17 protein-coding genes are annotated in these 24565 nt (G+C 68.9%); 11 read left to right on the top strand and 6 right to left on the bottom strand.

What is annotated here, in order from left to right:
• Window positions 1-41 precede the first annotated feature (41 nt).
• Both AW270_RS20385 and AW270_RS20380 read right to left on the bottom strand, forming a co-directional pair.
• Window positions 42-431: a DUF8820 family protein gene (locus tag AW270_RS20385; RefSeq protein WP_061296691.1), complete on the bottom strand. Its 390-nt coding sequence runs from the start codon at window positions 429-431 to the stop codon at window positions 42-44.
• The gene (locus AW270_RS20380) at window positions 431-1417 is read right to left on the bottom strand and encodes a DUF6745 domain-containing protein (protein ID WP_061296690.1); all 987 of its coding nucleotides are present in this window, start codon (window positions 1415-1417) and stop codon (window positions 431-433) included. Before AW270_RS20380 ends, AW270_RS20385 begins: the two co-directional genes overlap by 1 nt.
• Before the next feature lie 58 nt (window positions 1418-1475).
• Here AW270_RS20380 and AW270_RS20375 point away from each other — a divergent pair, with 58 nt between their 5' ends.
• Complete coding sequence (locus AW270_RS20375; protein WP_157522294.1) at window positions 1476-1904, top strand: hypothetical protein; 429 nt, start codon at window positions 1476-1478, stop codon at window positions 1902-1904.
• Here AW270_RS20375 and AW270_RS20370 read toward each other — a convergent pair.
• Entirely contained in the window at window positions 1846-2496 is a 651-nt protein-coding gene (locus AW270_RS20370; protein WP_061296688.1) for a DUF2306 domain-containing protein, read from the bottom strand. The two genes, AW270_RS20375 and AW270_RS20370, sit on opposite strands and share 59 nt — an antisense overlap.
• A 314-nt stretch (window positions 2497-2810) precedes the next feature.
• Here AW270_RS20370 and AW270_RS20365 point away from each other — a divergent pair, with 314 nt between their 5' ends.
• The 4 genes from AW270_RS20365 to AW270_RS20350 all read left to right on the top strand — a co-directional run bounded on the left by AW270_RS20365 (window position 2811) and on the right by AW270_RS20350 (window position 10098).
• Window positions 2811-3767 carry a sensor histidine kinase gene (locus AW270_RS20365; protein ID WP_061296687.1) on the top strand — a complete coding sequence of 319 codons (957 nt, stop codon included), beginning with the start codon at window positions 2811-2813 and terminating at the stop codon, window positions 3765-3767.
• Window positions 3764-4402: a response regulator gene (locus tag AW270_RS20360; RefSeq protein WP_061296686.1), complete on the top strand. Its 639-nt coding sequence runs from the start codon at window positions 3764-3766 to the stop codon at window positions 4400-4402. Before AW270_RS20365 ends, AW270_RS20360 begins: the two co-directional genes overlap by 4 nt.
• A 180-nt stretch (window positions 4403-4582) precedes the next feature.
• On the top strand, window positions 4583-8926 hold the full coding sequence (locus tag AW270_RS20355; protein WP_061296685.1) for a galactose-binding domain-containing protein: 4344 nt from the start codon (window positions 4583-4585) through the stop codon (window positions 8924-8926).
• A 113-nt stretch (window positions 8927-9039) separates the two neighbouring features.
• Window positions 9040-10098 carry a threonine synthase gene (locus AW270_RS20350; protein ID WP_218009292.1) on the top strand — a complete coding sequence of 353 codons (1059 nt, stop codon included), beginning with the start codon at window positions 9040-9042 and terminating at the stop codon, window positions 10096-10098.
• A gap of 220 nt (window positions 10099-10318) precedes the next feature.
• On the opposite strand, the gene AW270_RS20345 is transcribed toward AW270_RS20350, so the two are convergent.
• Complete coding sequence (locus AW270_RS20345) at window positions 10319-11359, bottom strand: LacI family DNA-binding transcriptional regulator (protein ID WP_061296683.1); 1041 nt, start codon at window positions 11357-11359, stop codon at window positions 10319-10321.
• A gap of 590 nt (window positions 11360-11949) precedes the next feature.
• Between AW270_RS20345 and AW270_RS20340 the strand changes: the two genes are divergently transcribed.
• The 5 genes from AW270_RS20340 to AW270_RS20320 all read left to right on the top strand — a co-directional run bounded on the left by AW270_RS20340 (window position 11950) and on the right by AW270_RS20320 (window position 20627).
• Entirely contained in the window at window positions 11950-14010 is a 2061-nt protein-coding gene (locus AW270_RS20340; RefSeq protein WP_061296682.1) for an RICIN domain-containing protein, read from the top strand.
• Window positions 14011-14097: 87 nt separating this feature from the next.
• The gene (locus AW270_RS20335; protein ID WP_061296681.1) at window positions 14098-15564 is read left to right on the top strand and encodes a glycoside hydrolase family 10 protein; all 1467 of its coding nucleotides are present in this window, start codon (window positions 14098-14100) and stop codon (window positions 15562-15564) included.
• A gap of 12 nt (window positions 15565-15576) precedes the next feature.
• On the top strand, window positions 15577-17055 hold the full coding sequence (locus AW270_RS20330; protein ID WP_245674786.1) for a non-reducing end alpha-L-arabinofuranosidase family hydrolase: 1479 nt from the start codon (window positions 15577-15579) through the stop codon (window positions 17053-17055).
• Between the two features lie 64 nt (window positions 17056-17119).
• A complete protein-coding gene (locus tag AW270_RS20325; protein WP_061296679.1) occupies window positions 17120-18934 on the top strand; it encodes a family 43 glycosylhydrolase in 1815 nt (604 codons plus the stop codon).
• 34 nt (window positions 18935-18968) lie between these two features.
• Window positions 18969-20627: a glycoside hydrolase family 27 protein gene (locus AW270_RS20320; protein ID WP_061296678.1), complete on the top strand. Its 1659-nt coding sequence runs from the start codon at window positions 18969-18971 to the stop codon at window positions 20625-20627.
• A 79-nt stretch (window positions 20628-20706) separates the two neighbouring features.
• Here the strand turns inward: AW270_RS20320 and AW270_RS20315 are convergent, their stop codons facing one another.
• Window positions 20707-22194: an endo-1,4-beta-xylanase gene (locus AW270_RS20315; protein WP_061296677.1), complete on the bottom strand. Its 1488-nt coding sequence runs from the start codon at window positions 22192-22194 to the stop codon at window positions 20707-20709.
• A gap of 591 nt (window positions 22195-22785) precedes the next feature.
• Entirely contained in the window at window positions 22786-23334 is a 549-nt protein-coding gene (locus AW270_RS20310) for a TetR-like C-terminal domain-containing protein (protein ID WP_061296676.1), read from the bottom strand.
• Between the two features lie 60 nt (window positions 23335-23394).
• Here AW270_RS20310 and AW270_RS20305 point away from each other — a divergent pair, with 60 nt between their 5' ends.
• Window positions 23395-24348, top strand: coding sequence for an SDR family oxidoreductase (locus AW270_RS20305; RefSeq protein WP_061296675.1), 954 nt, complete (start codon window positions 23395-23397; stop codon window positions 24346-24348).
• Window positions 24349-24565 lie beyond the last annotated feature (217 nt).

Raw genomic sequence — 24565 nt, 5'->3', positions numbered from 1 at the left:
TCCGGGCGAACCGGACGTGCCGGTCCGCCCGGAGTCACCCGTCAGTCGCCGGCCCACTCCGGGGCGGCCCGTCGCCATTCCCGCTGGCGGCGGGTCACGTAGGTACCGGGCGCGAGCCCGGTCGCGCCGTGTTCGGGGTGCATCAGGTAGACGGGGGCGGTGGCGGTGAACGACCCCTCCGTCCAGAGGCAGGTGCCGGGGTCGGCCACCAGCACGTGGGGGTGGACGCCGTCGAGCAGGACGTGTCCCTCCGGCGGCACCGGGCGCCACTCGGCTTCCGGCTCCGCCGGTTCCCCGGCCAGTGGGGCCGGGATCACGAGCAGGTCGCCCTGCGCCTGGAGTCCGTCGAGGACCGGGATGGTCAGGGTGCGGTCGAGATGGTCGTCGAAGACGTGTCCGGTACGGGTGGTCAGGGTGTCGAGTGTGGTCATCAGGTCCTCCTCACGAGCTGGCTGTAGAGCGGGGCGGGGATTCCGTAGGTCCAGGCGGCGGCCTCGACCGGGTCGGCGATGTCGGCGGGGACGACCAGCCCGTGGCGGCGGCGACCGCCGTCGCGTTCGACGGTGCCGTTGACGACGATCAGGACGGTGTGCTCCATGACGTCGTAGAGGCGCAGTTCGGCGTCGTTGCCCGGGTCGGGGGCGGTGGCGATGAGACGGGCCCCGGCCTGGTCGACGTATTCGGGCCAGCCCATCCGCTGGAGCGCGGCGAGCCGGATCTCGGGCTCGGGTTCGTTCTGGATGCGGCCGGGCGTCGGCGCTTCGATGACCCAGCGGGGCACGTTCCGGCCACGCCAGAAGTAGCCCGACAGGCCGTCGCGGTAGACGACCGCCGGTCCGTCCTCCTTGTGGAGGACCACCCCGTCGCCGTCGGCGCCCGGCTGGGTGTGCACGACCTGCGGCCGGTCCGCCACCACGCACACCTCGCGGTAGGGCAGCCACCAGCCCCCGGCACGGGCCGCCCGGTCCCACAGGTCGACGCCGTCGACCCCGGGCACCCAGGGCAGGCAGTCGTGGTGAGCCAGCCAGGACACGTCGTGGACGTCCGGCCATTCGGGGTCGTGGTCGTACACGACCAGCTTGAAGGGCCGGAGTCTGCGGCCCAGCGGATCGGTCACCAGCCGGCGGACCTCGGCGCTCCTGTCCCAGCCCACGGCCGGGTCGGAGTGGAGGGCGTCCTCCATCGACTCGCGCCGCGCGCGGAACAGTCGGGTCAGCGCCTTGCCCGGCGGAGGGTGCCCGACCGCGACGGCCGGGGAGGAGACCCAGTGGAACCTGGGCGGGGGGAGACCGTTCAGCCGGTAGAGGCCCGCGATGGCGGACTCGGCTTCGGGGCGGTCGGCGGGCTCGGTCGACAGGGCGATCCTGAGCCATTCTTCGCGGATGGCGGCGGCGGTGCGCCGCGTCAGGACACTCACCAGATGAAGGTGGTGTCGTCCTTTCCAACGATCATGTTTCCGATCATAACCTGATCAAATGCGCTCGAACTTAACGATTTATGTCATCCTCGTGCTCGTCGTCGTCGCCGGGGTCATCTCCGTCGGCACGCTGACGTCGCAGACGATGACGTCGTTCGGGATCGGCTCAGGCGTGGTGACCTCGATGAGCGCCCTCATCTCCGCCCTCGCCGCCGGCATCTCGGCCATCGCGGCCTGGCGCACCAGCGTCCGCCCGCCCGCCGAGGACGACGAGGCCGTCGTGCGGCTGCTCGACATCGCCGAACGCGCCGACGGCGAGATCCGCAAGCTCGCCCTCGCCGAACTGAACCGGGCCCTGCCGCCGCTGCTGCGCAAGCGCCTGGGCGGCCGGGACCGGACGCCCGTCATGGCGATGCTCGACCGGCTTCTCACCGAAGAGGACGTGCCGCGACTCCGGCTGTTCCTCGCGATCTACGGGATCTCCTGATCACCCATTCGGCGACGACCAGGTTCGGCACCCAGCAGAGAAAGGGCACTGTCGCGTACGCCGCCTCGAACGACCCCAGCGCCGGCATGAGCACCAGCAGCCACAGCCGAAGCGCGACCCCCGCGTAGGTCAGCGCGAACGTGCGGGTGGCCCATCGGCGGTGCCTTTCCACCTCCCCTTTCCTGATGGCCGCGAACGTCATGACGGCGAACGCCACCCACAGCACGCCCAGCGTCCCGAACCCGGCCGTCCCGATGGGCCCCGCCATGTTGACCGGCGCGATGACCACTCCGGAGACCCCGCCGACCAGGATCGACGCCAGCGCGATCCGGCCGACGACGCGGTGCACGCGCGGAGCGCGATTCCTGATCCGGGCGGCGAACTGGACCGGCGACAGCAGCAGCGCGAGGCCGCCGAAAACGATGTGGGCGTAGAAAGCCGTCCGTACGACGACGCCTTGGGAGGCGTAATTGGCGGCGAGCGGACTGTCCTTCGCGAGTTCGCCCAGGGAATCCAGCAGATAGGGCAGCGGGAAAAGCACGGCGACGGCCACCGCCGTCAACAGGAACCACCAGTACACGGTCGTCTTCACGGAGGAGAGGCTAAGGACGAGAAGGACGAGGCCGCCTCCCTCCGAGGAGGGAGGCGCAGCCGCCCGGGCGCTTGGAGAATAGATCCGGAAATGTCGCTCATGCCGACGGCGCGCGGGAACTCGGAGGGGCTTCCGGCAACCCCGCGCGCCGTCACTTTCCAGGCCTCCAGCCGAAAGCACGGATGACCATGCTGACCACGTGGCGGGATCACCGTTCAGGCGCTCCCGAGCCCACGAGACTGATCTCCCTGCCCAGCTCCGGGCTCACCGTTCGGCCGACACGAGGGACGAGCCCGTGGCCGCCTAGCTCGGATGTGCTGATCACTCTCGCGCTGCTGGCCGGGGCGGTGGCCGTCACCCTGCTCGTCGAGACCGGGCCGCTCTATCGGCGGCCCGACGCCCTCGGGTTCGCCCTGCCCGTCGTGGCGGCGCTGGGGTTTCTCTGGCGGACCCGGGCGCCGATGGCGTTGCTGGTGTTCGAGGGGGTGGTCCTCTCCGTCAACGCCGCGGCGGGGTACTCCGTCGTGTTCGTTCAGTGGACCGCGTGGGTGGCGGTGTTCGCGTTCCACTCGCTGGATCGGCGGTGGACCGCCGGGGGGCTGCTGACGCTGGCGGCCGTCGGCGGGTGGGCGGTGTTCGACCACTGCCCGCCGGCGGCGACCGATCTGGCGGGGGTGGCGATGTGCCTGGTGCTGTCCACGACGGCGGGGGTGGCGGCGCGGAACCGGCGGGCCGTCGTGCTGATGGAGGAGCGGGTGCGGCTGGCGCGGGAGCTCCATGACTCCCTCGGGCACACGGTGAACGTGATGGTCATGCAGGCCGGAGCTGGGAGGCGGGTCCCCGCGTTCGGGGAGCAGGCGCTCGGGCACATCGAGGAGCTCGGGCGCGGCGCGCTGGACGAGCTCGACCGGCTGCTGCACGTGCTCGATCCGTCGACCGAGCTGGACACGCTCGCCGCGCGGGTCAGGGCGGCGGGGCGGGAACTCGTCCTCGACGCGGGCGGGGTCCCGCTGACGACCAACGGCTACCGCATCGTCCAGGAGGCCGTGACGAACGCGCTGCGGCACACCGCCGAGGGGCGCATCTCGGTGGTCGTCGGCCGCCGAGGGGGCGGCGTCGAGATCCAGGTGACCAACGAGGGGCGCTTCGGCGAGCCGGTGCCGGGGCGGGGGCTGGCGAACATGCGGGCCAGGGCCGAGGCCGAGCACGGCACCCTCCAGGCCGGGCCGACGCCCGGCGGGTTCCTCGTCAGGGCGGTCCTGCCCGCGTGATCCGCCTGGTCATCGCCGACGACGACCCGCTGGTGCGGCAGGCACTGGCGGTGCTGCTCGGGGCCGAACCGGACATGACCGTCGCCGGGGTCGCCGCCGACGGGCTGGAGGTCGTCTACCAGGCCAGGCTGCACCGCCCGGCGGTGATTTTGATGGACGTCCGGATGCCCGGGCACGACGGCGTCGCGGCCACCCGCCTGATCACCGGCTGGCCGGAGCCCCGGCCGCGCGTGCTGGTGCTGACCACCTTCGACCAGGACGAGGTCGTCGACCGGGCGATCCGGGCGGGGGCCGACGGGTTCCTGCTGAAGAGGGCCGCGCCGGCCGAGATCGTGGCGGCCGTCCGGACCGTGGCGGGGGGTGAGGGGCTGCTGGCGCCCACGGTCACGCGGCGGCTGATGGGCATCCTCGCCGCCCGGCCGGACGACCCGGGCGACCACGGCCTGACCGGGCGGGAGGCCGAGGTGCTGCGGGCGCTGGCCGAGGGCCGGTCGAACGCCGAGATCGCCGAGGCGGTGAACGTCTCGGTCGAGACGGTCAAGACCCATCTCAAGGCGATCCTCACCAAACTGGGCGTCCGCGACCGGACTCAGGCGGTCGTGTGGGCGTACCGGAGCGGCTTCATCCGCAGGTGACAGGAACATTGACGGCTTCGTAGCACGTATGTAACATTCGACCAGCGCTACGCAAGAATCTTGCAATTTGTCGTCTAATTTCTCTCTGTTTCCCGCAACTCTTCAGGGAATGCACTGCGTCCGTGCTCCCGCCCCCATCCGTGTCTCACCCTGTCGCCCCCTGACGAGAGAAGAACGCGAATGAGAAAGCTGCACGGACGATTCAGGCTGGTGGCGACGGTCGTCGCCGCCGGCCTCGTCGCGTCTGGGCTCCTCGCCCCACCCGCCTCCGCCGCCGGCGGACCCAACCTCTCCCTGGGCAAGGCCACTGCGGTGTCGAGCTCCACCGCAGGTCAGGCCGCCTCCAACCTGAACGACGGCAACCAGTCGACCTATTGGGAGAGCGTCAACAACAGCTTCCCGCAGTGGGCCCGCATCGACCTCGGCAGTGCCACCGCCGTGGACCAGATCGTGCTCAAGGTGCCCGCGCCCAGCGACTGGCAGACGCGCACGCAGACCCTGACCGTCCAGGGCAGTTCCGACGGCAGCAACTTCTCCACCGTCGTGGCCTCGGCGAACTACACCTTCAACCCGGCCAGCGGCAACGCGGTCACGATCAACTTCGGCTCGGCCACCCACCGCTACTGGCGGGTCAACGTCACCGCCAACACCGGCTGGCCCGCCGCGCAGATCTCGGAATTTGAGATCTACGGCACCAGCGGCACCGGAACCGGTGGCAATCTTGCCTCTGGCCGTACGATGACCGGCAGCTCCGTGTCGCAGAATTACGTGGCCTCGAACGCGAACGACGGCAACCAGGGCACCTACTGGGAGAGCAACAACAACGTCTTCCCCGAGTGGCTCCAGGTCGACCTCGGCGCGTCCACCTCGGTCAACCGGGTGGTGCTGAAGCTGCCGGCCTCCGGGTGGGCCACCCGTACGCAGACCCTGGCGGTTCAGGGCAGCTCGAACGGGAGCTCCTTCTCCGACATCGTCGGGTCGACGGGCTACGTCTTCAACCCGTCGAGCGGGAACACGGTGACGATCAACTTCACCGCGACCTCGACCCGGTACGTCCGCCTGAACATCACCGGCAACACCGGCTGGGCGGCCGGGCAGATCTCCGAGTTCGAGGTGTACGGCCCCACGACCGGCGGTGACACCCAGGCGCCCAGCACGCCGGGCAACCTCACCTTCACCGAGCCGGCCAACAACCAGATCCGGCTCGCCTGGAGCGCCTCGACCGACAACGTCGCGGTGACCGGCTACGAGGTCTTCCGCAACGGCGCCTCGGTCACCACGGTCGCGGGCAACGTGCTGACGTACACCGACACCCAGCCCTCGACCGCAACGGTGACCTACACCGTGCGCGCCCGGGACGCCGCCGGGAACACCTCGGGGCAGAGCAACTCGATCACCCGCCAGGGCCAGTCGGGCGGCGACACCCAGGCGCCCTCGGCCCCCGGGACGCTGAGCTACACCGAACCGGCCTCTGGTCAGATCCAGCTCGCCTGGACCGCCGCGACCGACAACGTCGGCGTCACCGGCTACGAGGTCTTCCGCAACGGGACCTCGGTCACCACCGTCACGGGGCTGACCTACACCGACTCCCAGCCGGCCACCGCGACCGTCTCCTACCAGGTCAGGGCCAGGGACGCGGCCGGCAACAACGGCCCGTTCGGCAACTCGGTGACCCGGACCGGCTCCAACCCGCCCACCGGCACGAACCTGGCCCAGGGCAAGGAGATCACCGAGTCGGGCCACGTCCACACGTTCGTCGCGGCCAACGCCAACGACAACAACCTGGACACCTACTGGGAGGGCGCGTCCGGCGTCTGGCCGAGCGTGCTCACGGTGAAGCTCGGGGCCAACGCCTCGGTCACCTCGGTGGTGCTGAAGCTCAACCCGTCGTCGGCGTGGGGCTCGCGCACCCAGAACATCCAGGTCCTCGGCCGTGACCAGGCCGCGACGACCTACACGAACCTGGTCGGCGCGACGAACTACACGTTCAACCCGTCCGCCCAGAACACGGTGACGATCCCGGTCACCGCGACCACCGCCGACGTGCAGATCCGGATCGCGAGCAACACCGGCGCGCCCGCCGGCCAGATCGCCGAGTTCCAGGTGTTCGGCACCCCCGCTCCCAACCCCGACCTCCAGGTCACCGCGCTGAGCTGGACGCCCACCGCGCCCAGCGAGGTCCAGGCGATCACCGTCTCCGGGACCGTCCGCAACAACGGCACCGCGGCCTCGGCGGCCGACAGCGTCAACGTCACCGTCGGCGGCAGCCTCGTCGGCACCGCGAGCATCCCGGCCCTCGCGGCGGGCGCGCAGGCGACGTTCACGCAGACCATCGGCACCCGCCCGCAGGGCGCCTACGCGGTCGCCGCCACGGTCGACGCCGACAACACGGTCTTCGAGCAGAACGAGACCAACAACACCTTCACCGCGCCGACCCAGCTCCAGGTCTCCCAGGCCCCCGGCCCCGACCTGCAGATCACCGGCGTGACCTCCAGCCCGGCCAACCCGGCCGTCGGCTCGGCGGTCAGCTTCACCGTCTCGGTCAACAACCGGGGCACCACCGCCAGCGGCACGAGCGTCACCCGCGTCCAGGTCGGCTCGACCACGCTGAACACCAGCACCGCCTCGATCGCCGCCGGGGCCACCGCCGCCGTCGCGATCAGCGGCACCTGGACGGCCACCTCCGGCGGCGCGACCATCACCGCCACGGCCGACGCGACCGGCACGGTCGCCGAGACCAACGAGTCGAACAACACGTTCACGCAGGCCATCGTGGTCGGGCGCGGCGCCGCGGTGCCGTACACCGAGTACGAGGCCGAGGCCGCTCAGCACAACGGGACGGTCCTGACCGCCGACGCGCTGCGCACCTTCGGGCACACGAACTTCGCCTCGGAGTCGAGCGGCCGCAGCTCGGTGCGCCTGAACAGCACCGGCCAGTACGTGGAGTTCACCTCGACCGTGCCGTCGAACTCGATCGTCATCCGCAACTCGATCCCGGACGCCGCCGGCGGCGGTGGCCAGGACAAGACGATCAGCCTCTACATCAACGGCACCTTCAACCGCAAGATCACGCTCAGCTCCAAGCACTCGTGGCTGTACGGCTCCACCGACGACCCCGAGGGCCTCGGCCAGACCCCCGGCGGCGACGCCCGGCGTCTGTTCGACGAGTCGAACGCCCTGCTCAGCCAGAGCTACCCGGTCGGCACCAAGTTCCGCCTCCAGCGGGACGCCTCCGACGACGCGGCGTTCTACATCATCGATCTGATCGACCTGGAGCAGGTCGCTCCCCCGCTGAGCCAGCCGTCCGGCTGCACCAGCATCACCCAGTACGGCGCGATCCCGAACGACGGCCAGGACGACACGCAGGCCATCCAGCGCGCGGTGACCGACGACCAGAACGGCGTCATCAGCTGCGTGTGGATCCCGGCGGGCCAGTGGCGTCAGGAGCAGAAGATCCTGACCGACGACCCGCTGAACCGCGGCAACCACAACCAGGTCGGCATCAGCAACGTGACGATCCGCGGCGCCGGCATGTGGCACTCGCAGCTCTACACGCTGACCGAGCCGCACCTCGTCCAGGGCGGCATCAACCACCCGCACGAGGGCAACTTCGGCTTCGACATCGACAACAACACCCAGATCTCGGACATCGCGATCTTCGGCTCGGGCCGCATCCGCGGCGGACCCGGCGGCGCCGAGGGCGGCGTGGGCCTGAACGGCCGGTTCGGCGTCGGCACCAAGATCACGAACGTCTGGATCGAGCACGCCAACGTGGGCGTCTGGGCCGGCCGCGACTACTCCAACATCCCCGAGCTCTGGGGCCCCGGCAACGGCGTCGAGTTCAGCGGCATGCGGATCCGCAACACCTACGCCGACGGCATCAACTTCGCCAACGGCACCCGCAACTCCAAGGTGTTCAACAGCTCGTTCCGGACCACCGGTGACGACGCGCTGGCCGTGTGGGCGTCCAAGTACGTCAAGGACGTCTCGGTCGACATCGGCTCCAACAACAGCTTCACCAACAACACCATCCAGCTGCCCTGGCGCGCCAACGGCATCGCCGTCTACGGCGGCTTCGGCAACAAGATCGAGAACAACCTGATCTACGACACCGCGAACTACCCCGGCATCATGCTGGCGACCGACCACGACCCGATCCCCTTCAGCGGGACGACGTTGATCGCCAACAACGGCCTCTACCGGACCGGCGGGGCGTTCTGGAACGAGGACCAGGAGTTCGGCGCGATCACCCTGTTCGCGCAGTCGACCGGCATCCCGGGCGTGACCATCCGGGACACCGACATCGTCGACTCGACCTACGACGGCATCCAGTTCAAGACGGGCGGCGGTGAGGTGACCGCCGCGATCACCAACGTGAAGATCGACAAGTCCAACAACGGCGCGGGCATCCTGGCGATGTCCGGAGCCCGCGGCACGGCGACCCTCACGAACGTGACCATCACCAACTCGGCCGACGGCGACATCGTCCGCCAGCCGGGCACGCAGTTCATCATCAACCAGTAGCCGCTCCCGCAACAGGATCGGCCGTGAGCCCGAGGGGCTCACGGCCGATTTCCGTTCGTGGACGGAAGACGTGGAAGCCGCCGCATATGCGGTGGAGCCTCCTTCGTCCGCTTATGTACGTTGATGCGATGGACCTGCGCTGCTCCTCATGTGACCTGGCCGTCGATCCGCTGTCCTGGGCCTGCTCCTCGTGTGGAGGTGTGCTGGACGTGCCCCGGATCGCGCTCGAAGGGTCGCCCTCCGGGGAGGGTGTGTGGCGTTACCTCGACTGGCTGCCGGTCTCCGGACCAATCTCGCTCGGCGAACCGGTCACCCCGCTGGTGCGGCTGCCGTGGGACGGGGTCGACCTGACGCTCAAGCTGGAGGGGGCGCTGCCGACCGGCTCCTTCAAGGACCGGGGCACCGCTGTGCTGGCGTCGTGGCTGAAAGCCCACGGCGCGTCCTCCGTCGTGATCGACAGCTCTGGGAACGCCGGGGCGTCGCTGGCGGCGTACAGCGCACGAGCGGGGTTGAAGTGTCACGTCTACGCGCCCGCCTCGGCCTCGCCGGGCAAGCTACGGCAGATCGCCGCTTATGGGGCCGAACTGCACGCCGTCCCGGGCACCCGCCAGGCGGTGGCCGACGCGGCCGTCGAACACGCCCGCGTGACCGGCGACGCCTACGCCTCGCACGCCTGGCACCCGATGTTCGTCGCCGGGACCAGGACCTTCGCCTTCGAGGCGTGGGAGCAGATGGGCGTGCCCGACGCGGTCGTGCTCCCGGTCGGAGCGGGGACGCTGATGCTCGGCATCGCCCACGGCTTCGCCGACCTCCGCGACGCGGGCCTGACCGACCGGGTCCCGGAGATCTACGCGATCCAGTCGACCGCCTGCGCGCCGTTGGTGTCCGACGGGCCGGAGCCGGTCGAGGTGGTGGCGGGCGACACGGCGGCCGAGGGCATCAAGATCGCCCACCCACCCAGGGGCCGGGCCATCCTCGCGCACGCGACCGACGTTCTGGCCGTCGACGACACCGCCCTGTGGAAAGCCCGCGAACGCCTCCACCTGTCCGGCATCTACACCGAACCAACCTCAGCCATCGCCCTGGCGGGCCTGTCCGCACTGGCCGATCGACTGGCGGGCAAGAAAGTCCTGGTCCCCATCACCGCCACCGGCCTCAAATCCCCCGCCTAGGGTCACAGCGGGCCTGTAGACGCTCGCCGCCAAGGACTGGATGTCCCACGGCAGCCTTACCTGGCCGAGCCCTCGGAGAAGTGGTCGGCGAAGGGCACCCGAAACGCGCCCGCCTCATCACTAACCACCGAAAGCAGCAGTTCACACGGAGGAAACGCACGCAGGTTTCGGTCACGCCTAAACGAGACCCGCCTTCACGCGTCTCCGCGGCGGCTCGCCGTCACGCCTGGACAGGGCCCGTGCTTCCCCGGATCACGAGTTCGGTGCCGAGTTCCACTCGTCTCTGGAAGGGCTCGCCTTCGGCCATGCTGACCACCATAGTGGCCGCCGTCGCGCCCATTTCCATCAGCGGCTGGCGGACGGTGGTGAGGGGCGGAATCGCCCAGCGCCAGGGGGGCATGTCGTCGAAGCCGACCACGCTCAAATCCACCGGGATGCGCAGGCCCAGCTCGTGGGCGGCCTGGTAGACGCCCATGGCCTGGCCGTCGTTGGCGGCGAAGATCGCGGTGGGCGGGTGAGGGAGGGCCATCAGCCGGCGCGTGTGGACGATGCCGTCGTCGATCTGGAAGGCGCCCTTGCAGATCAGGTCGGGGTCGACCCGCACCCCGGCTCCGTCGAGAGCGGCCCGGTAGCCGTCGAGGCGGGCGCGGCTGGACAGGGCGAACTCGGGGCCGGTGATCATGGCGATCCGGCGGTGGCCGAGTTCGAGCAGGTGGCGGGTGGCCTCCAGGCCGCCGCTCCAGTTGGTGACCCCGACCGACGGCACGCCCCGGCCCGGGTCGCCCGCCGGGTCGAGCACGATCAGCGGCACCTCGCGGGTGGCCAGCCGGACGCGCTGCTCCTCGGTCGGGCCGGAGAACACCGTGATGACACCGGCGGGGCGGCGGCTGAGCACGTCCTCGATCCAGTGGGAGCCGGGCACGTGGCGGCCGCCGAGTTCGGAGACCACCACGCTCAGGCGGTGGTGCCGGGCCACCGACTGGACACCCTTGACGATCTCTATCGGATAGTCACCGGCCAGCTCGTGGAAGACGACCTCGATGAGCCCGGCGGGCCGGATCCGGCGGCGCTGGCGGCGGAATCCGTGTTCCTGGATGAGTCCTTCGACCAGTGCCCGCGTCTCTGAGCCGACCTCGGAACGGCCGTTGACGACCTTGGAGACGGTGGCCACGGAGACCCCTGCCATCTCGGCCAGCTGAGCGAGGGTCAGCGCTTCGGGGGGAGCCGGACTGGTGTAGGTGGCATCCTCGATCGAGGTCATAAGGGGCAGTCTATCCAGTGACTTTCGGCAGTTGGGATTCCCGTTTTCGCTGCTCCTCCTTACTTGACAGGCAGTCTTCGATCATCACCCACGGGCCTGGAACCGAAAATTGTCGACGTGACCTCGAAATTTTCATCCAGCCTTCGCCCCCTCGACACGGGGGCCGGTGGCAAGTTAGGAGAATTCGGTCCGAAATCTGCGGTTGCGAACTAGTAACTTCTATGAAATTTTCACGACTGAGGGTTCCGGGCGCGATCTCCGCGACCGCGAATGTCCAGGCAGGGAAACGTGTCCACAGCCGCCCCCAGGCTGAGGCCACGGCACTTCGTTGACGACAGATCAACCTGTCGGATGTACTCCGCGTCGACACACCCCGTCAGGAGCGCCATGGAGATCCGGGACCAAATGATGTTAGCGGTAACAGATTTCGATGGCCTTCCCACCCTGCCTGCCCAGGGAGCCATGGATGCCCCCTGACCTCCTGTATGACGCCCTGACGTCATGATCCGAATGTTATCGCTAACAGCTCTGTGGTTGACCGGTCGTGCCACCGCCCGTCACCACGACGTTCCCACCCCCCGGAGGTTCGTGTGAGACGTGTGCTCGCGGTTCTCTCATCAGTGCTGCTCCTCGTCGCCGCTTTCGTCACCGCCCAGGCCGCCAACGCGGCCACCGTCGACACCAACGCCTGGTACGTCCTGGTCAACCGCACCAGCGGCAAGGCCCTGGACGTCTACAACCTGTCCACCGCCGACGGCGGACGCATCACCCAGTGGACGCGGAACAACGGCAACCAGCAGCAGTGGCAGTTCGTCGACAGCGGCGGCGGCTACTACCGCATCAAGTCCCGCCACTCGGGCAAGGTGCTGGACGTCTCCGGCGTCTCCACCGCCAACGGCGCCGCCGTCGTCCAGTGGGCCGACAACAACGGCAACAACCAGCAGTGGCGGCTCGCCGACTCGCCGGACGGCTACGTGCGCTTCATCGCGCGCCACAGCAACAAGGCGCTGGAAGTGCAGAGCGCGTCCACGGCCGACGGCGCCAACATCGTCCAGTACGACGACTGGGGCGGCGCCAACCAGCAGTGGCAGCTCGTCCAGGTCGGCGGGACCAACCCGAGCCCCAGCCCGAGCCCCACGCCGACCCCGAACCCGGGCGGCAACTACACCAACCCCGTCGTCTGGCAGGACTTCGCCGACGGTGACATCATCCGGGTCGGCGACGCCTACTACTACTCGGCCTCGACGATGCACTACTCGCCGGGCGCGCCGATCCTGCGCTCGTACAACCTCGTCGACTGGGAGTACGCCGGTCACTCGGTCCCGCGCCTGGACTTCGACTCGAACGCCTACGACCTCAACGGCGGCCGGGCGTACGTGAAGGGCATCTGGGCCTCGACCCTCAACTACCGGCCCAGCAACAGCACCTACTACTGGTACGGCTGCACCGAGTTCAACCGGACCTACGTCTACACCGCCTCCGCCGTGGACGGCACGTGGACCAAGCGCGCCCGGATGAACCAGTGCTACTACGACGCCGGTCTGCTGATCGACACCAACGACACGATGTACGTCGCCTACGGCAACGGCACCATCAGCGTCGCCCAGCTCTCGGCCGACGGCCTCAGCCAGGTCCGCGCCCAGCAGGTCTTCCAGACCCCGAGCAGCGTCGGCACCCTTGAGGGCGCGCGCTTCTACAAGCGCGGCAACTACTACTACATCTGGCTGACCCGCCCGGCCAACGGCCAGTACGTGCTGCGCTCGACCTCTCCGTGGGGTCCGTACACGATGCAGCAGGTCCTGCTCAACATGCCCAGCCCGATCTCCGGCGGCGGCACCCCGCACCAGGGCGGTCTCGTCCAGACCCAGAGCGGCGCCTGGTACTACATGTCCTTCGTCGACGCCTACCCGGGTGGCCGGGTGCCGGCGCTCGCGCCGATCAACTGGGTCAACGACTGGCCGGTGATCCAGACGGTGAACGGCGGCTGGGGCGTGAACTACCCCAAGCCGAACATCCAGACCAACCGCACGGTGGCCTCGATGATCGGGCCGGACACCTTCACCGGAAGCAGCCTGGGCCATCGGTGGGAGTGGAACCACAACCCCGACACCAGCCGCTTCTCCACCGGCAGCGGCCTGCGGCTCCAGACCGCGACGGTCACCAACGACCTGTACAACGCCCGCAACACACTGACGCACCGCATCCAGGGCCCGTCGTCCACGGCGACGATCGAGCTCGACTACTCGCAGATGGCCAACGGCGACCGCGCCGGCCTGGCGATGCTGCGTGACCAGTCGGCCTGGATCGGGGTCAGACGCGACAACGGCGCCTACCGGGTCTCGATGACCAACGGGCTGACCATGAACAGCAGCTGGGCCACCACCGGGACCGGCAGCGAACAGGCGGGCGCGAACATCTCGGGCGGCAAGATCTGGCTGCGGGTGAACGCCGACATCCGGCCGGGATCGGGCCGGACGGCCCGCTTCTCGTACAGCACCGACGGGACGAACTTCACCACGCTCGGCCCGGCCTTCACGTTGAACAACGCCTGGCAGTTCTTCATGGGCTACCGCTTCGGCATCTTCAACTACGCCACGCAGTCCCTCGGTGGAGCGGTGACCGTCAACCGCTTCGACCTGACCACTCCTTAGCCGACCCAACCGCCTGGTCCGTTCGTGGCAGGACGAACGGGCCGGGCGACCGGGCCGAACCCCCCACCAAGAAAGGCACGAGGTCTCATGAGAAGACTGTTATCCGTGGTCACCGCGGCGCTGCTCGGCGCCGGCCTGTCGGTGACGCTGGCCGGGCAGGCCAACGCCGCCTCCACACTCGGGGCCTCGGCGGCCGAGCGCGGCGGTCGCTACTTCGGCACGGCCGTCGCCGCCGGCCGGATGAACGACTCGACGTACATGACCATCCTGAACCGCGAGTTCAACCAGGTCACCGCCGAGAACGAGATGAAGTGGGACGCGACCGAGCCCTCGCGGAACAGCTTCAACTTCACCAACGGCGACCGCATCGCCAACCACGCCATCTCGCGCGGCATGAAGATCCGCGGCCACGCCCTGCTCTGGTATCAGCAGATGCCCACCTGGGCGCGCGGGATGGAGGGCTCCGACCTGCGCAGCGCCATGATCAACCACGTCACCCGGGTCGCCACCTACTACCGCGGCAAGATCGACTCGTGGGACGTCGTCAACGAGGCCTTCGCCGACGGCAACTCCGGCGGACGCCGTGACTCGAACCTCCAGCGCACCGGCAACGACTGGATCGAGGCCGCCTTCCGCGCGGCCAGGGCCGCCGACCCCGGGGCCAAGCTCTGCTACAACGACTACAACACCGACGGAATCAACGCCAAGAGCACCGGCATCTACAACATGGTCCGCGACTTCAAGCAGCGCGGCGTGCCGATCGACTGCGTCGGCTTCCAGTCCCACCTGGGCGGCTCGCTCTCCAGCGACTACCAGGCCAACCTCCAGCGCTTCGCCGACCTCGGCGTGGACGTCCAGATCACCGAGCTCGACGTCGCCCAGGGGTCCAACCAGGCCAACATCTTCGCCGGCGTCACCCGCGCCTGCCTCGCCGTGGCCCGCTGCAACGGCATCACCGTGTGGGGCATCCGGGACAGCGACTCGTGGCGCGGCGGTGAGAACGCGCTGCTCTTCGACTCCTCGGGCAACAAGAAGGCCGCGTACAACTCGGTCCTGAGCGCGCTCAACAACGGCGCCACCCCGAGCCCGACCCCGACTCCCTCCCCCAGCCCCGGCGGGAGCGTCGACACCAGCGCCTGGTACGTCCTGCTCAACCGCGGCAGCGGCAAGGCCCTGGACGTCTACGGCCTGTCCACCGCCGACGGCGGACGCATCACCCAGTGGACCCGTAACAACGGCAACAACCAGCAGTGGCAGTTCGTCAGTTCCGGAAGCGGCTGGTACCGGCTCAAGTCCCGCCTGAGCGGCAAGGTGCTCGACGTCTCCGGGTTCTCCACCGCGAACGGCGGCGCGGTCGTGCAGTGGACCGACCTCAACGGCACGAACCAGCAGTGGCGGATCGCCGACAGCAGCGGTTACGCCCGGCTGATCAACCGCAACAGCAGCAAGGCACTGGAGGTTCAGGGAGCCTCCACGGCCGACGGGGCCAACATCGTCCAGTACGACGACTGGAACGGCACCAACCAGCAGTGGCAACTCGTCCGCGTCGGATAAATCGGAGCAAATGTGAGATTCAAACCCATCGCTGTCATCGCGACCTTGGTGGCGGCCCTGTTCGTGGCGTTACCCTCGGCCAACGCGGCCACCGTCGACACCAACGCCTGGTATGTCCTGGTCAACCGCAACAGCGGCAAGGCCCTGGACGTCTACAACCTGGCCACCAACGACGGCGCCCGCATCACCCAGTGGACGCGTAACAACGGCAACCAGCAGCAGTGGCAGTTCGTCGACTCGGGCGGCGGCTACTACCGGATCAAGTCGCGCCTCAGCGGCAAGGTCCTGGACGTCTCCGGCGTCTCCACCGCCAACGGCGCGGCGATCATCCAGTGGAGCGACGGCAACGGCACCAACCAGCAGTGGCGGCTGGCCGACAGCCCCGACGGCTACGTGCGCTTCATCGCGCGCCACAGCAACAAGGCGCTGGAGGTCCAGGGCGCGTCCACGGCCGACAACGCCAACGTCGTCCAGTACGACGACTGGGGCGGCGCCAACCAGCAGTGGCAGCTCGCCCAGGTCGGCGGGACCAACCCGAGCCCCAGCCCGAGCCCCACGCCGACGCCGAGCCCGACCGGGAACTGCAACCTTCCCTCGACCTACCGCTGGACCTCCTCGGGCGCGCTGGCGCAGCCGAGGTCGGGCTGGGTCTCGCTGAAGGACTTCACCGTCGCCCCCTACAACGGGCAGCAGCTCGTCTACGCCACCACGCACGACTTCGGGTCGAGCTGGGGCTCGATGAACTTCTCCCTGTTCAGCAACTACAACCAGATGGGCTCGGCCACCCAGAACGCGATGAACTCGGGCACGGTCGCCCCGTCGCTGTTCTACTTCGCGCCCAAGAGCATCTGGGTGCTGGCCTACCAGTGGGGCGGCCCGGCCTTCTCCTACCGCACCTCCACCAACCCGACCAACGCCAACGGCTGGTCCTCGCCGCAGACGCTGTTCTCGGGCAGCATCTCCAACTCCCAGACCGGTCCGATCGACCAGGCGCTGATCGGCGACGACCAGAACATGTACCTGTTCTTCGCCGGTGACAACGGCCGCATCTACCGGGCCAGCATGCCGATCGGCAACTTCCCCGGCAGCTTCGGCACCAGCTACCAGACCATCATGACCGACACCACCAACAACCTGTTCGAGGCGCCCCAGGTCTACAAGCTGGCCGGCCAGAACCGCTACCTGATGATCGTCGAGGCGATCGGTTCCCAGGGACGCTACTTCCGGTCCTTCACCGCCACCAGCCTGGGCGGCACCTGGACCCCGAACGCCACCACCGAGTCCAACCCGTTCGCCGGCAAGGCCAACAGCGGCGCGACCTGGACCAACGACATCAGCCACGGTGAGCTCCTGCGCACCAGCGCCGACCAGACCATGACGGTCGACCCCTGCAACCTGCAGCTGCTCTACCAGGGCCGCAACCCCAACTCCAACGGCGTGGACTACGGTCTGCTGCCCTACCGGCCGGGCCTGCTGACCCTCCAGCGATGACGGCATGACGCGGGCGGGCTCGGTAGACCACCGGGCCCGCCCGTGTCACGCGGAAAGGATCATCATGAGATCCGCTCCACGCCGCCTGGCCTGGGTCATGAGCGTGCTCTGCCTCATGGCCCTGCTGCCCGCGGCTCCGGCCAAGGCCGACAACCCGATCGTCCAGACGATCTACACCGCCGACCCCGCCCCGCTCGTCCACAACGGCCGCGTCTACCTCTACACCGGCCACGACGAGGACGGCTCCACCTACTTCACGATGCGCGACTGGCGCGTCTACTCCTCCAGCGACATGGCCAACTGGACCGACCACGGCTCACCCATGAGCCTGGCCACCTTCTCCTGGGCCGACGCCAACGCCTGGGCCGGCCACGTCGCCTACCGCAACAACAAGTTCTACTGGTACGTCCCGGTCCGCCAGCGCTCCACCGGCCGCATGGTCATCGGCGTGGCCGTCGCCAACAGCCCCACCGGGCCCTTCACCGACGCGCTGGGCCGTCCGCTGGTCGACAACAACGAGATCGACCCCAACGTCATCATCGACGACGACGGGCAGGCCTATCTGTACTGGGGCAACCCCCGCCTCGCGTACGTGCGCCTGAACAGCGACATGATCTCCTACTCCGGCGGGATCAACTACGTCCAGCTCACCGCCGCCGGCTTCGGCGCGCGCAGCGGCAACGCCCAGCGGCCGACCCTCTACGAGGAGGGGCCCTGGGTCTACAAGCGGGGCAGCCTCTACTACAACGTGTTCGCCGCCGAGTGCTGCTCGGAGTTCATCGGTTATTCCACGGCTCCGAGTGCCACCGGGCCGTGGACCTATCGGGGAACGGTCATGCCTCGGCAGGGCGCGAGCTTCACCAACCACGCCGGGGTCGTCGACTTCGCGGGCGGGTCGTACTTCTTCTACCACAACGGCGCCCTACCGGGCGGCAGCGGTTACACCAGGTCGGTGGCGGTGGAGAAGTTCACCTACAACTCCGACGGCACCATCCCGCAGATCAACATGACCACCGCCGGACCTCCCCAGGTGGGCACGCTGAACCCGTACACGCGCCAGGAGGCGGAGACGCTCGCCTGGGCGCAGGGAGTGGAGACCGAGGCCTCCACCGAGGGCGGGATGAACGTCGGGTTCATCGAGAACAACGACTACGTCAAGGCCAAGGGCGTCGCCTTCGGCAACGGGGCCACCTCGTTCAGCGCCCGGGTCGCCTCGGGCACCAGCGGCGGCCGGATCGAGGTCCGGCTCGGCAGCGCCACCGGAACGCTCGTGGGCACCTGCAACGTGGGCGGCACCGGCGGCTGGCAGACCTGGACCACCGTCACCTGCCCGATCTCCGGCGCGACCGGCACCCGTGACCTGTTCCTGCGGTTCGCCGGCAACAGCGGCTACCTGTTCAACCTCAACTGGTGGCAGTTCACCGGGGGCGGCGGCACCGGCGGGAACCTGCTGAGCAACCCCGCGATGGAGGACGGCACGACCGGCTGGACCTCCTCCGGCGGCACGCTCTCCTCCGTGACCAGCCCGGTCCACGGCGGCAGCCGGGCGCTGCTGAACTCTGGTCGTACCGCCTCCTGGCAGGGCCCGCACCAGAACGTGACCGCGCAGCTCACGAACGGCAAGAGCTACACCACCAGCGTCTGGGTCCGCTCGCAGAGCGGGACCCCCAGCGCGAAGGCCACGCTGACCCTCACCGCGAACGGGACCACGAGCTACCTCCAGCTCACCCCCGCGCAGACGGTCAACGCCAACGGCTGGACCCAGCTCACCGGCACCGCGACCGTCTCGTGGACCGGCACGCTGACCAACGCCTCCGTGTACGTCGAGACCGCCGCCGGCACCGACGGCCTGTACATCGACGACGCCTCCTTCCAGTGACGGACGGCGCCGCACCATCCGACGAGGAGCTCTCATGAGAAAGAAGCGAACGCGGGCCATCTTGGCGCTGACCACGCTCGCCGTGGCGCTGATCCCCGCCGTCCAGGCCAACGCGCTCAACAACGGCGTCGGGCGCACCCCGCCGATGGGCTGGAACACCTGGAACACCTTCGGCTGCAACATCAACGAAACGCTGATCAAGCAGACCACCGACGCCATGGTCAACAACGGCATGCGCGACCTGGGCTACCAGTACGTCGTCGTCGACGACTGCTGGATGGACCCCAACCGCGACTCCGCCGGAAACCTCCAGGCCAACCTGTCGCGGTTCCCCAGCGGCATGAAGGCGCTGGGCGACTACATCCACTCCAAGGGCATGAAGTTCGGCATCTACCAGGCGCCGCTCGACCGGACCTGCGCCCAGTACTTCGGCTCCTACCCGGGCGCGACCGGCAGCCTCAACCACGAGGCGCAGGACGCCCGGCAGTTCGCCGCCTGGGGCGTCGACTACCTCAAGTACGACTGGTGCTCCCCCACCGGCACCATCGACGACCAGATCAGGACCTTCGCCAAGATGCGGGACGCGCTGGCCGCCACCGGCCGGCCGATCCTGTACAGCATCAACTCCAACAGCATCCACGACAAGACCGGGCCCCGCCGCAACTGGGGCGACATCGCCAACATCTGGCGCACGACCGAGGACATCACCAACACCTGGAACTCGGGCCAGACCAACGGCTACCCCATGGGCATCCAGAACATCGTCAACGTCACCGCGCCCCTGTCGGGCTACGCCTCGCCCGGCTCGTTCAACGACCCCGACATGATGGTGGTCGGCCGGGGCGGCATGAACGACACCGAGATGCGCAGCCACTTCGCCCTGTGGGCGATCATGGCCGCGCCGCTGATCGCGGGGAACGACGTCCGCAACATGGACAGCGCCACCCAGACGATCCTGAAGAACCAGAACCTGATCGCGATCAACCAGGACTCGCTGGGCCTTCAGGCGACCCAGATCAGCAACGACGGCACCCGGCGCATCCTGGCCAAGCGCCTGAGCAACGGCGACGTCGCGGTCGCGCTGTTCAACCAGGGCGGCAGCACCATCACGATGAGCACCACCGCCGCCACGATCGGCCTGTCGGGCAACGCCTTCACCCTGCGGGACGCCTGGTCGAACGCCGTCACCTCGTCCACCGGGACCATCTCGGCGAGCGTGCCGGCCCACGGCACCGTCGTGTACCGCGTCAGCGGAGGCACCCCCACGACGCCCTCCCCGACTCCCACTCCCACGCCCAACCCCGGTACCTCCGGCCCGCTGCGCGGCGTCGGATCGGGCAAGTGCGCGGACGTGAGCGGGGTCTCGCAGGCCAACGGCGCGCTGGTGCAGATCTGGGACTGCAACGGCCAGAGCAACCAGCAGTGGACCGCCACCGCCGCCGGTGAGCTGCGCGTCTACGGCAACAAGTGCCTGGACGTCAACAACAACGGCACCGCCAACGGCACCGGCGTCCTCATCTGGGACTGCAACGGCCAGAACAACCAGAAGTGGCGCCTGAACAGCGACGGCAGCATCACCGCCATCGGCGCGAACAAGTGCCTGGACGTGCCGAACAACGCCACGGCCAACGGCACCAGGCTGAACATCTGGGACTGCAACGGCCAGAGCAACCAGCGCTGGACCCGAAGCTAGGACACGAAAGCGCCGGGCTGGGCGGATCCCCGATCCGTCCAGCCCGGCTTCGTGTGTCAACTAGAAGGTGTCAACCGGCTCAGGTCCGGGACCAGCGCTGGTTGGCGCCACCCCAGCAGGAGTAGACCTGCAGCGCGGCGCCGTTGCCGGAGCCGGCGGCGTCGAGGCAGAGCCCCGACTGCTGGTTGGTGATCGAACCGTCGGAGTTGAGGTTCCACTTCTGGTTGGCGCCACCCCAGCAGGAGTAGATCTGCACCCTCGCGCCGTTGCTCGTGCCGGCGGCGTCGAGGCACTTGTTGCCGTAGACCCGCAGCTCGTTGGACGAGTAGGTCCACTGCTGGTTGGAGTTGGAGTGGCAGTCGTAGAGCTGGACCTGCGTGCCGTCGGTCGTCGAGGCGTTCGGCACGTCGACGCACCGGTTGGACTGCTGACCGCGGATCTGCGTCCCGTTACCCGGGGTGGGCGTGGGGTTCGGGGTCGGCGAGGTGCCCGGCGACGGCGAGGTGCTCGGCGAGGGCGACGGGTTCGGGGTCGCGGCGTTGAGAGCGTTCAGCACCGAGTTGTAGGCGGCCTTCTTGTTGCCGCTGGTGTCGAAGAGCAGCGGGCTGGTGTTGGCGCCCAGCCAGGAGTCGCTGTCACGCACGCCCCACACGGTGATGCCGGTGCAGCGGGCCACCGCGAGGCAGTCGTTCACGACCGCGGCGTAGGTCTGCGCCGAGCCGCCCTGGATGTCCAGCTCGGTGATCTGGACGTCCACGCCCAGGGCCGCGAAGCTGGAGATCGTGGTGCGGTAGTTGCTGTTGTAGGCGCTCTGGCTGTTGAAGTGAGACTGGAGGCCGACGCAGTCGATCGGCACGCCGCGCTGCTTGAAGTCGCGGACCATGTTGTAGACGGCCTGGGTCTTGGCCCAGCTCCAGTTGTCGATGTTGTAGTCGTTGTAGCAGAGCTTGGCGGCCGGGTCGGCGGCCCGCGCGGTGCGGAAGGCCACCTCGATCCAGTCGTTGCCGGTCCGCTGGAGGTTGGAGTCGCGGCGTCCGCCGCCGTTGCCGTCGGCGAAGGCCTCGTTGACGACGTCCCAGGCGTAGATCTTGCCCCTGTAGTGGCCCATCACGCCGTTGATGTGGTCGATCATCGCCTGGCGCAGGGAGCTCCCGGACGTCTGCTCCATCCAGGACGGCTGCTGGGAGTGCCACGCCAGCGTGTGGCCGCGGACCCGCTTGCCGTTCTGCACCGCCCAGTTGTAGATCCGGTCGCCGGCCTGGAAGTTGAACTGCCCCCGGTTGGGCTCGGTGGCGTTGATCTTCATCTCGTTCTCGGCGGTGATCATGTCGAACTCGCGGTTCGCGATCGTCGTGTACTGCGAGTCGCCGAGCTTGCCCTGCGCGATGGCGGTGCCGAAGTAGCGTCCGCTCTGCTGCGCGGCGGCGGCCAGCGTGCTCCCGGCCGCGTCCGCCGGCACCGTGACCATCAGCGCCGCGCTGACGACACCCACGGCGCCGATGCCGATGACCTTGGTGAGAGCACCGAAACGTCCGAACCTGGACGCGGGTAACGCGTTCCTACCCATGCCTGACTCCATACTGAAGTTACGGAAAGAGGGGATACACGGGGATCGGCGCACGACATGCCGCACCCCTGACCGGAGGCCCACACCACCAGGCGCCTTGCCTGCGGCCCACACCGATCACCACATCAGGGGGCCGACGCCTCGGGGATCAGTCTGGAAACACCACCGAAACATGTCAATACTCGAAAGAAATTTTCGGTGAAGCCAGGCCCACATGAAGGCGTCAGAGCCGCAGAACCTCGGGCGATGGCGTGAAAGTTAAGTCGGTTCGTGAAGTTGAAACTTTCACGAGTTTCCCGCAACTTGCGGAGCCCCGGAGCGGAGAGCGGCAGGCGAGTGGCGTTCGGTTCGCTCGGCCGGGGGGGCCGGATCACCCGCCCTTGACGCCGCCGGGTCGGCTGGTTTTACTCGCCCTCACACCACCGAGGACGTCGAGGGTGAAGGAGGTCGCACCGTTTGATGCTAGCGCTAACCGGGGTTTCGGCTCCTGAGAAGCGCGAAGCCGGCAGGCCTGGGTGACACCACTCTCCCGGGTCGTTCCATGTCGGCCGCTCCGCCTCCGACGGGAGGCGGAGCGGCGCGGCGCCCCCTCTACTTCCGGACCAGCAGCGGCAGCACGACCTCGTCGACCAGACGTTCGGCCAGGCCGGGCGTGTCCCCCAGCCACACCGCCTCCGCGACCAGCGGCCCGATGAGCAGCCGGTCGACCAGGCCCAGAACCGGGTTGTCCGCGTCGATCTCGCCCGCCTCGACATGGCGGCGCAGCGCCCGGCGCAGCACTTCGAGCTCCGGCTCGATCATCAGCTCGTGGAAGGCGGCGCGCAGGTCGTCGTCGAGCATCACCGCCTGGGCGAGCCCCGTCAGCGGCCGGGGCACGGTCCCGCGCCGCGTCGCGGCGAGCAGGTCTTCCCTCAGCGAGCCGGTGTCGATCTCCGCCGGCCCTTCGGGCTTGCTCACCTTCACCGCCGTGATCACCATCTTCGCCTTCCCGCCCCACCGGCGGTACAGCGTCGCCGTGCTCGCGCGGGCGGCCCTGGCGATGTCGTCGATCGTCACCGCGTCGTAGCCCCTCTCCCGGACGAGAGCCAGGGCGATGCCGAGCAGTTCGCGTTCCCGCTCCTCGGTCAGGCGGCTGCGCATGAGACCTCCTTAGCGAAAACGCGTTTTCGACTGTCCGTTTTCTATCGTATCGTCATGAACATGGAGACAGTTCTGGTTACCGGCGGGACGGGCTTCCTCGCCGCCCGCGTCATCGCCGCCGCCCAAGAGGCGGGCTACACCGTCCGGACCACCGTCAGGAAGACCCCGGTCGAGGGGGTCGAGTCGGTCGTCGCCGACCTGACGTCCGACGAGGGGTGGGACGAGGCCGTCGCGGGCTGCGACTACGTCCTGCACGTCGCCTCCCCCTTCCCGGCGGCCCAGCCCGCCGACGAGAACGAGGTGATCATTCCAGCCCGCGACGGGACTCTGCGCGTGCTGCGCGCGGCGCGCGACGCGGGCGTCCGCCGCACGGTCGTGACCTCGTCGTTCGCCGCCATCGGCTACGGCCACCCGCAGACCGGCCGGCCCTTCACCGAGGACGACTGGAGCCGGGAGGACGGCGACATCGCCGCCTACCCGAAGTCGAAGCTGATCGCCGAACGGGCGGCCTGGGCGTTCGACCGGGGAGCCATGGAGCTGGCCGTCGTCAACCCGACGGGCATCTTCGGCCCCGTGCTGGGCCCGCACTACGCCAGCTCGATCGGCATCCTGGCCGGGCTCCTCAACGGGAGCATGCCGGCCATCCCGAACATGTGGTTCGGGCTGGTGGACGTCCGGGACGCCGCCGACCTCCACCTCCGCGCCATGACCTCCCCGAAGGCGGCCGGCGAGCGCTTCATCGGCGCGTCCGGCGACGCGGTGTCGATGGCCTGGATCGCGCGGGTGCTCAGGGAGCGGCTGGGCGCGGCGACCCCGACCGAGGTGATCCCCGACGACGTGGTCAGGGCGAGGGCCGCGACCGATCCCCGGATGGCCGAACTGGCCAGGAACGTCGGCGTCATCCGCCACCTGTCGAACGCCAAGGCCCGCTCGGTCCTCGGCTGGAACCCCCGCCCCACCGAGGACGTCGTCGCCGACACCGGCCGCAGCCTCATCGAGGGCGGCTACGTCTGATCATCTCTCGTACCAGCCCTCCTCCGCCTCCCAGGCGTAGTCAGCAGCAGTGATCATGGGGTGCAGCCCGGCAGTGCGGTCCGACAAATCCCGCTATGGACTCCGGCGCGATCATTGTCAGATAATCCGACTGCTGTTGCTCGCGAGCCCCAGTCACCGTGGCCCGCACTCCACACCCGGTGATCTGCGCTGCCCGGGCGACAGAAGGGTTTCCTCC

It is taken from the genome of Herbidospora cretacea (assembly GCF_001570605.1).
Lineage (GTDB): Bacteria > Actinomycetota > Actinomycetes > Streptosporangiales > Streptosporangiaceae > Herbidospora > Herbidospora cretacea.
This window is presented reverse-complemented; position numbering and strand designations above follow the sequence as displayed.

Excerpts from the sequence above, each read along its gene's own strand:
- AW270_RS20325 (WP_061296679.1), top strand. The coding sequence starts at position 17,120 with ATGAGATCCGCTCCACGCCGCCTGGCCTGGGTCATGAGCGTGCTCTGC.
- AW270_RS20345 (WP_061296683.1), bottom strand. The coding sequence starts at position 11,359 with ATGACCTCGATCGAGGATGCCACCTACACCAGTCCGGCTCCCCCCGAA.
- AW270_RS20375 (WP_157522294.1), top strand. The coding sequence starts at position 1,476 with ATGCGCTCGAACTTAACGATTTATGTCATCCTCGTGCTCGTCGTCGTC.
- AW270_RS20315 (WP_061296677.1), bottom strand. The coding sequence starts at position 22,194 with ATGGGTAGGAACGCGTTACCCGCGTCCAGGTTCGGACGTTTCGGTGCT.
- AW270_RS20385 (WP_061296691.1), bottom strand. The coding sequence starts at position 431 with ATGACCACACTCGACACCCTGACCACCCGTACCGGACACGTCTTCGAC.
- AW270_RS20310 (WP_061296676.1), bottom strand. The coding sequence starts at position 23,334 with ATGCGCAGCCGCCTGACCGAGGAGCGGGAACGCGAACTGCTCGGCATC.
- AW270_RS20350 (WP_218009292.1), top strand. The coding sequence starts at position 9,040 with ATGTACGTTGATGCGATGGACCTGCGCTGCTCCTCATGTGACCTGGCC.
- AW270_RS20305 (WP_061296675.1), top strand. The coding sequence starts at position 23,395 with ATGGAGACAGTTCTGGTTACCGGCGGGACGGGCTTCCTCGCCGCCCGC.
- AW270_RS20355 (WP_061296685.1), top strand. The coding sequence starts at position 4,583 with ATGAGAAAGCTGCACGGACGATTCAGGCTGGTGGCGACGGTCGTCGCC.
- AW270_RS20335 (WP_061296681.1), top strand. The coding sequence starts at position 14,098 with ATGAGAAGACTGTTATCCGTGGTCACCGCGGCGCTGCTCGGCGCCGGC.
- AW270_RS20320 (WP_061296678.1), top strand. The coding sequence starts at position 18,969 with ATGAGAAAGAAGCGAACGCGGGCCATCTTGGCGCTGACCACGCTCGCC.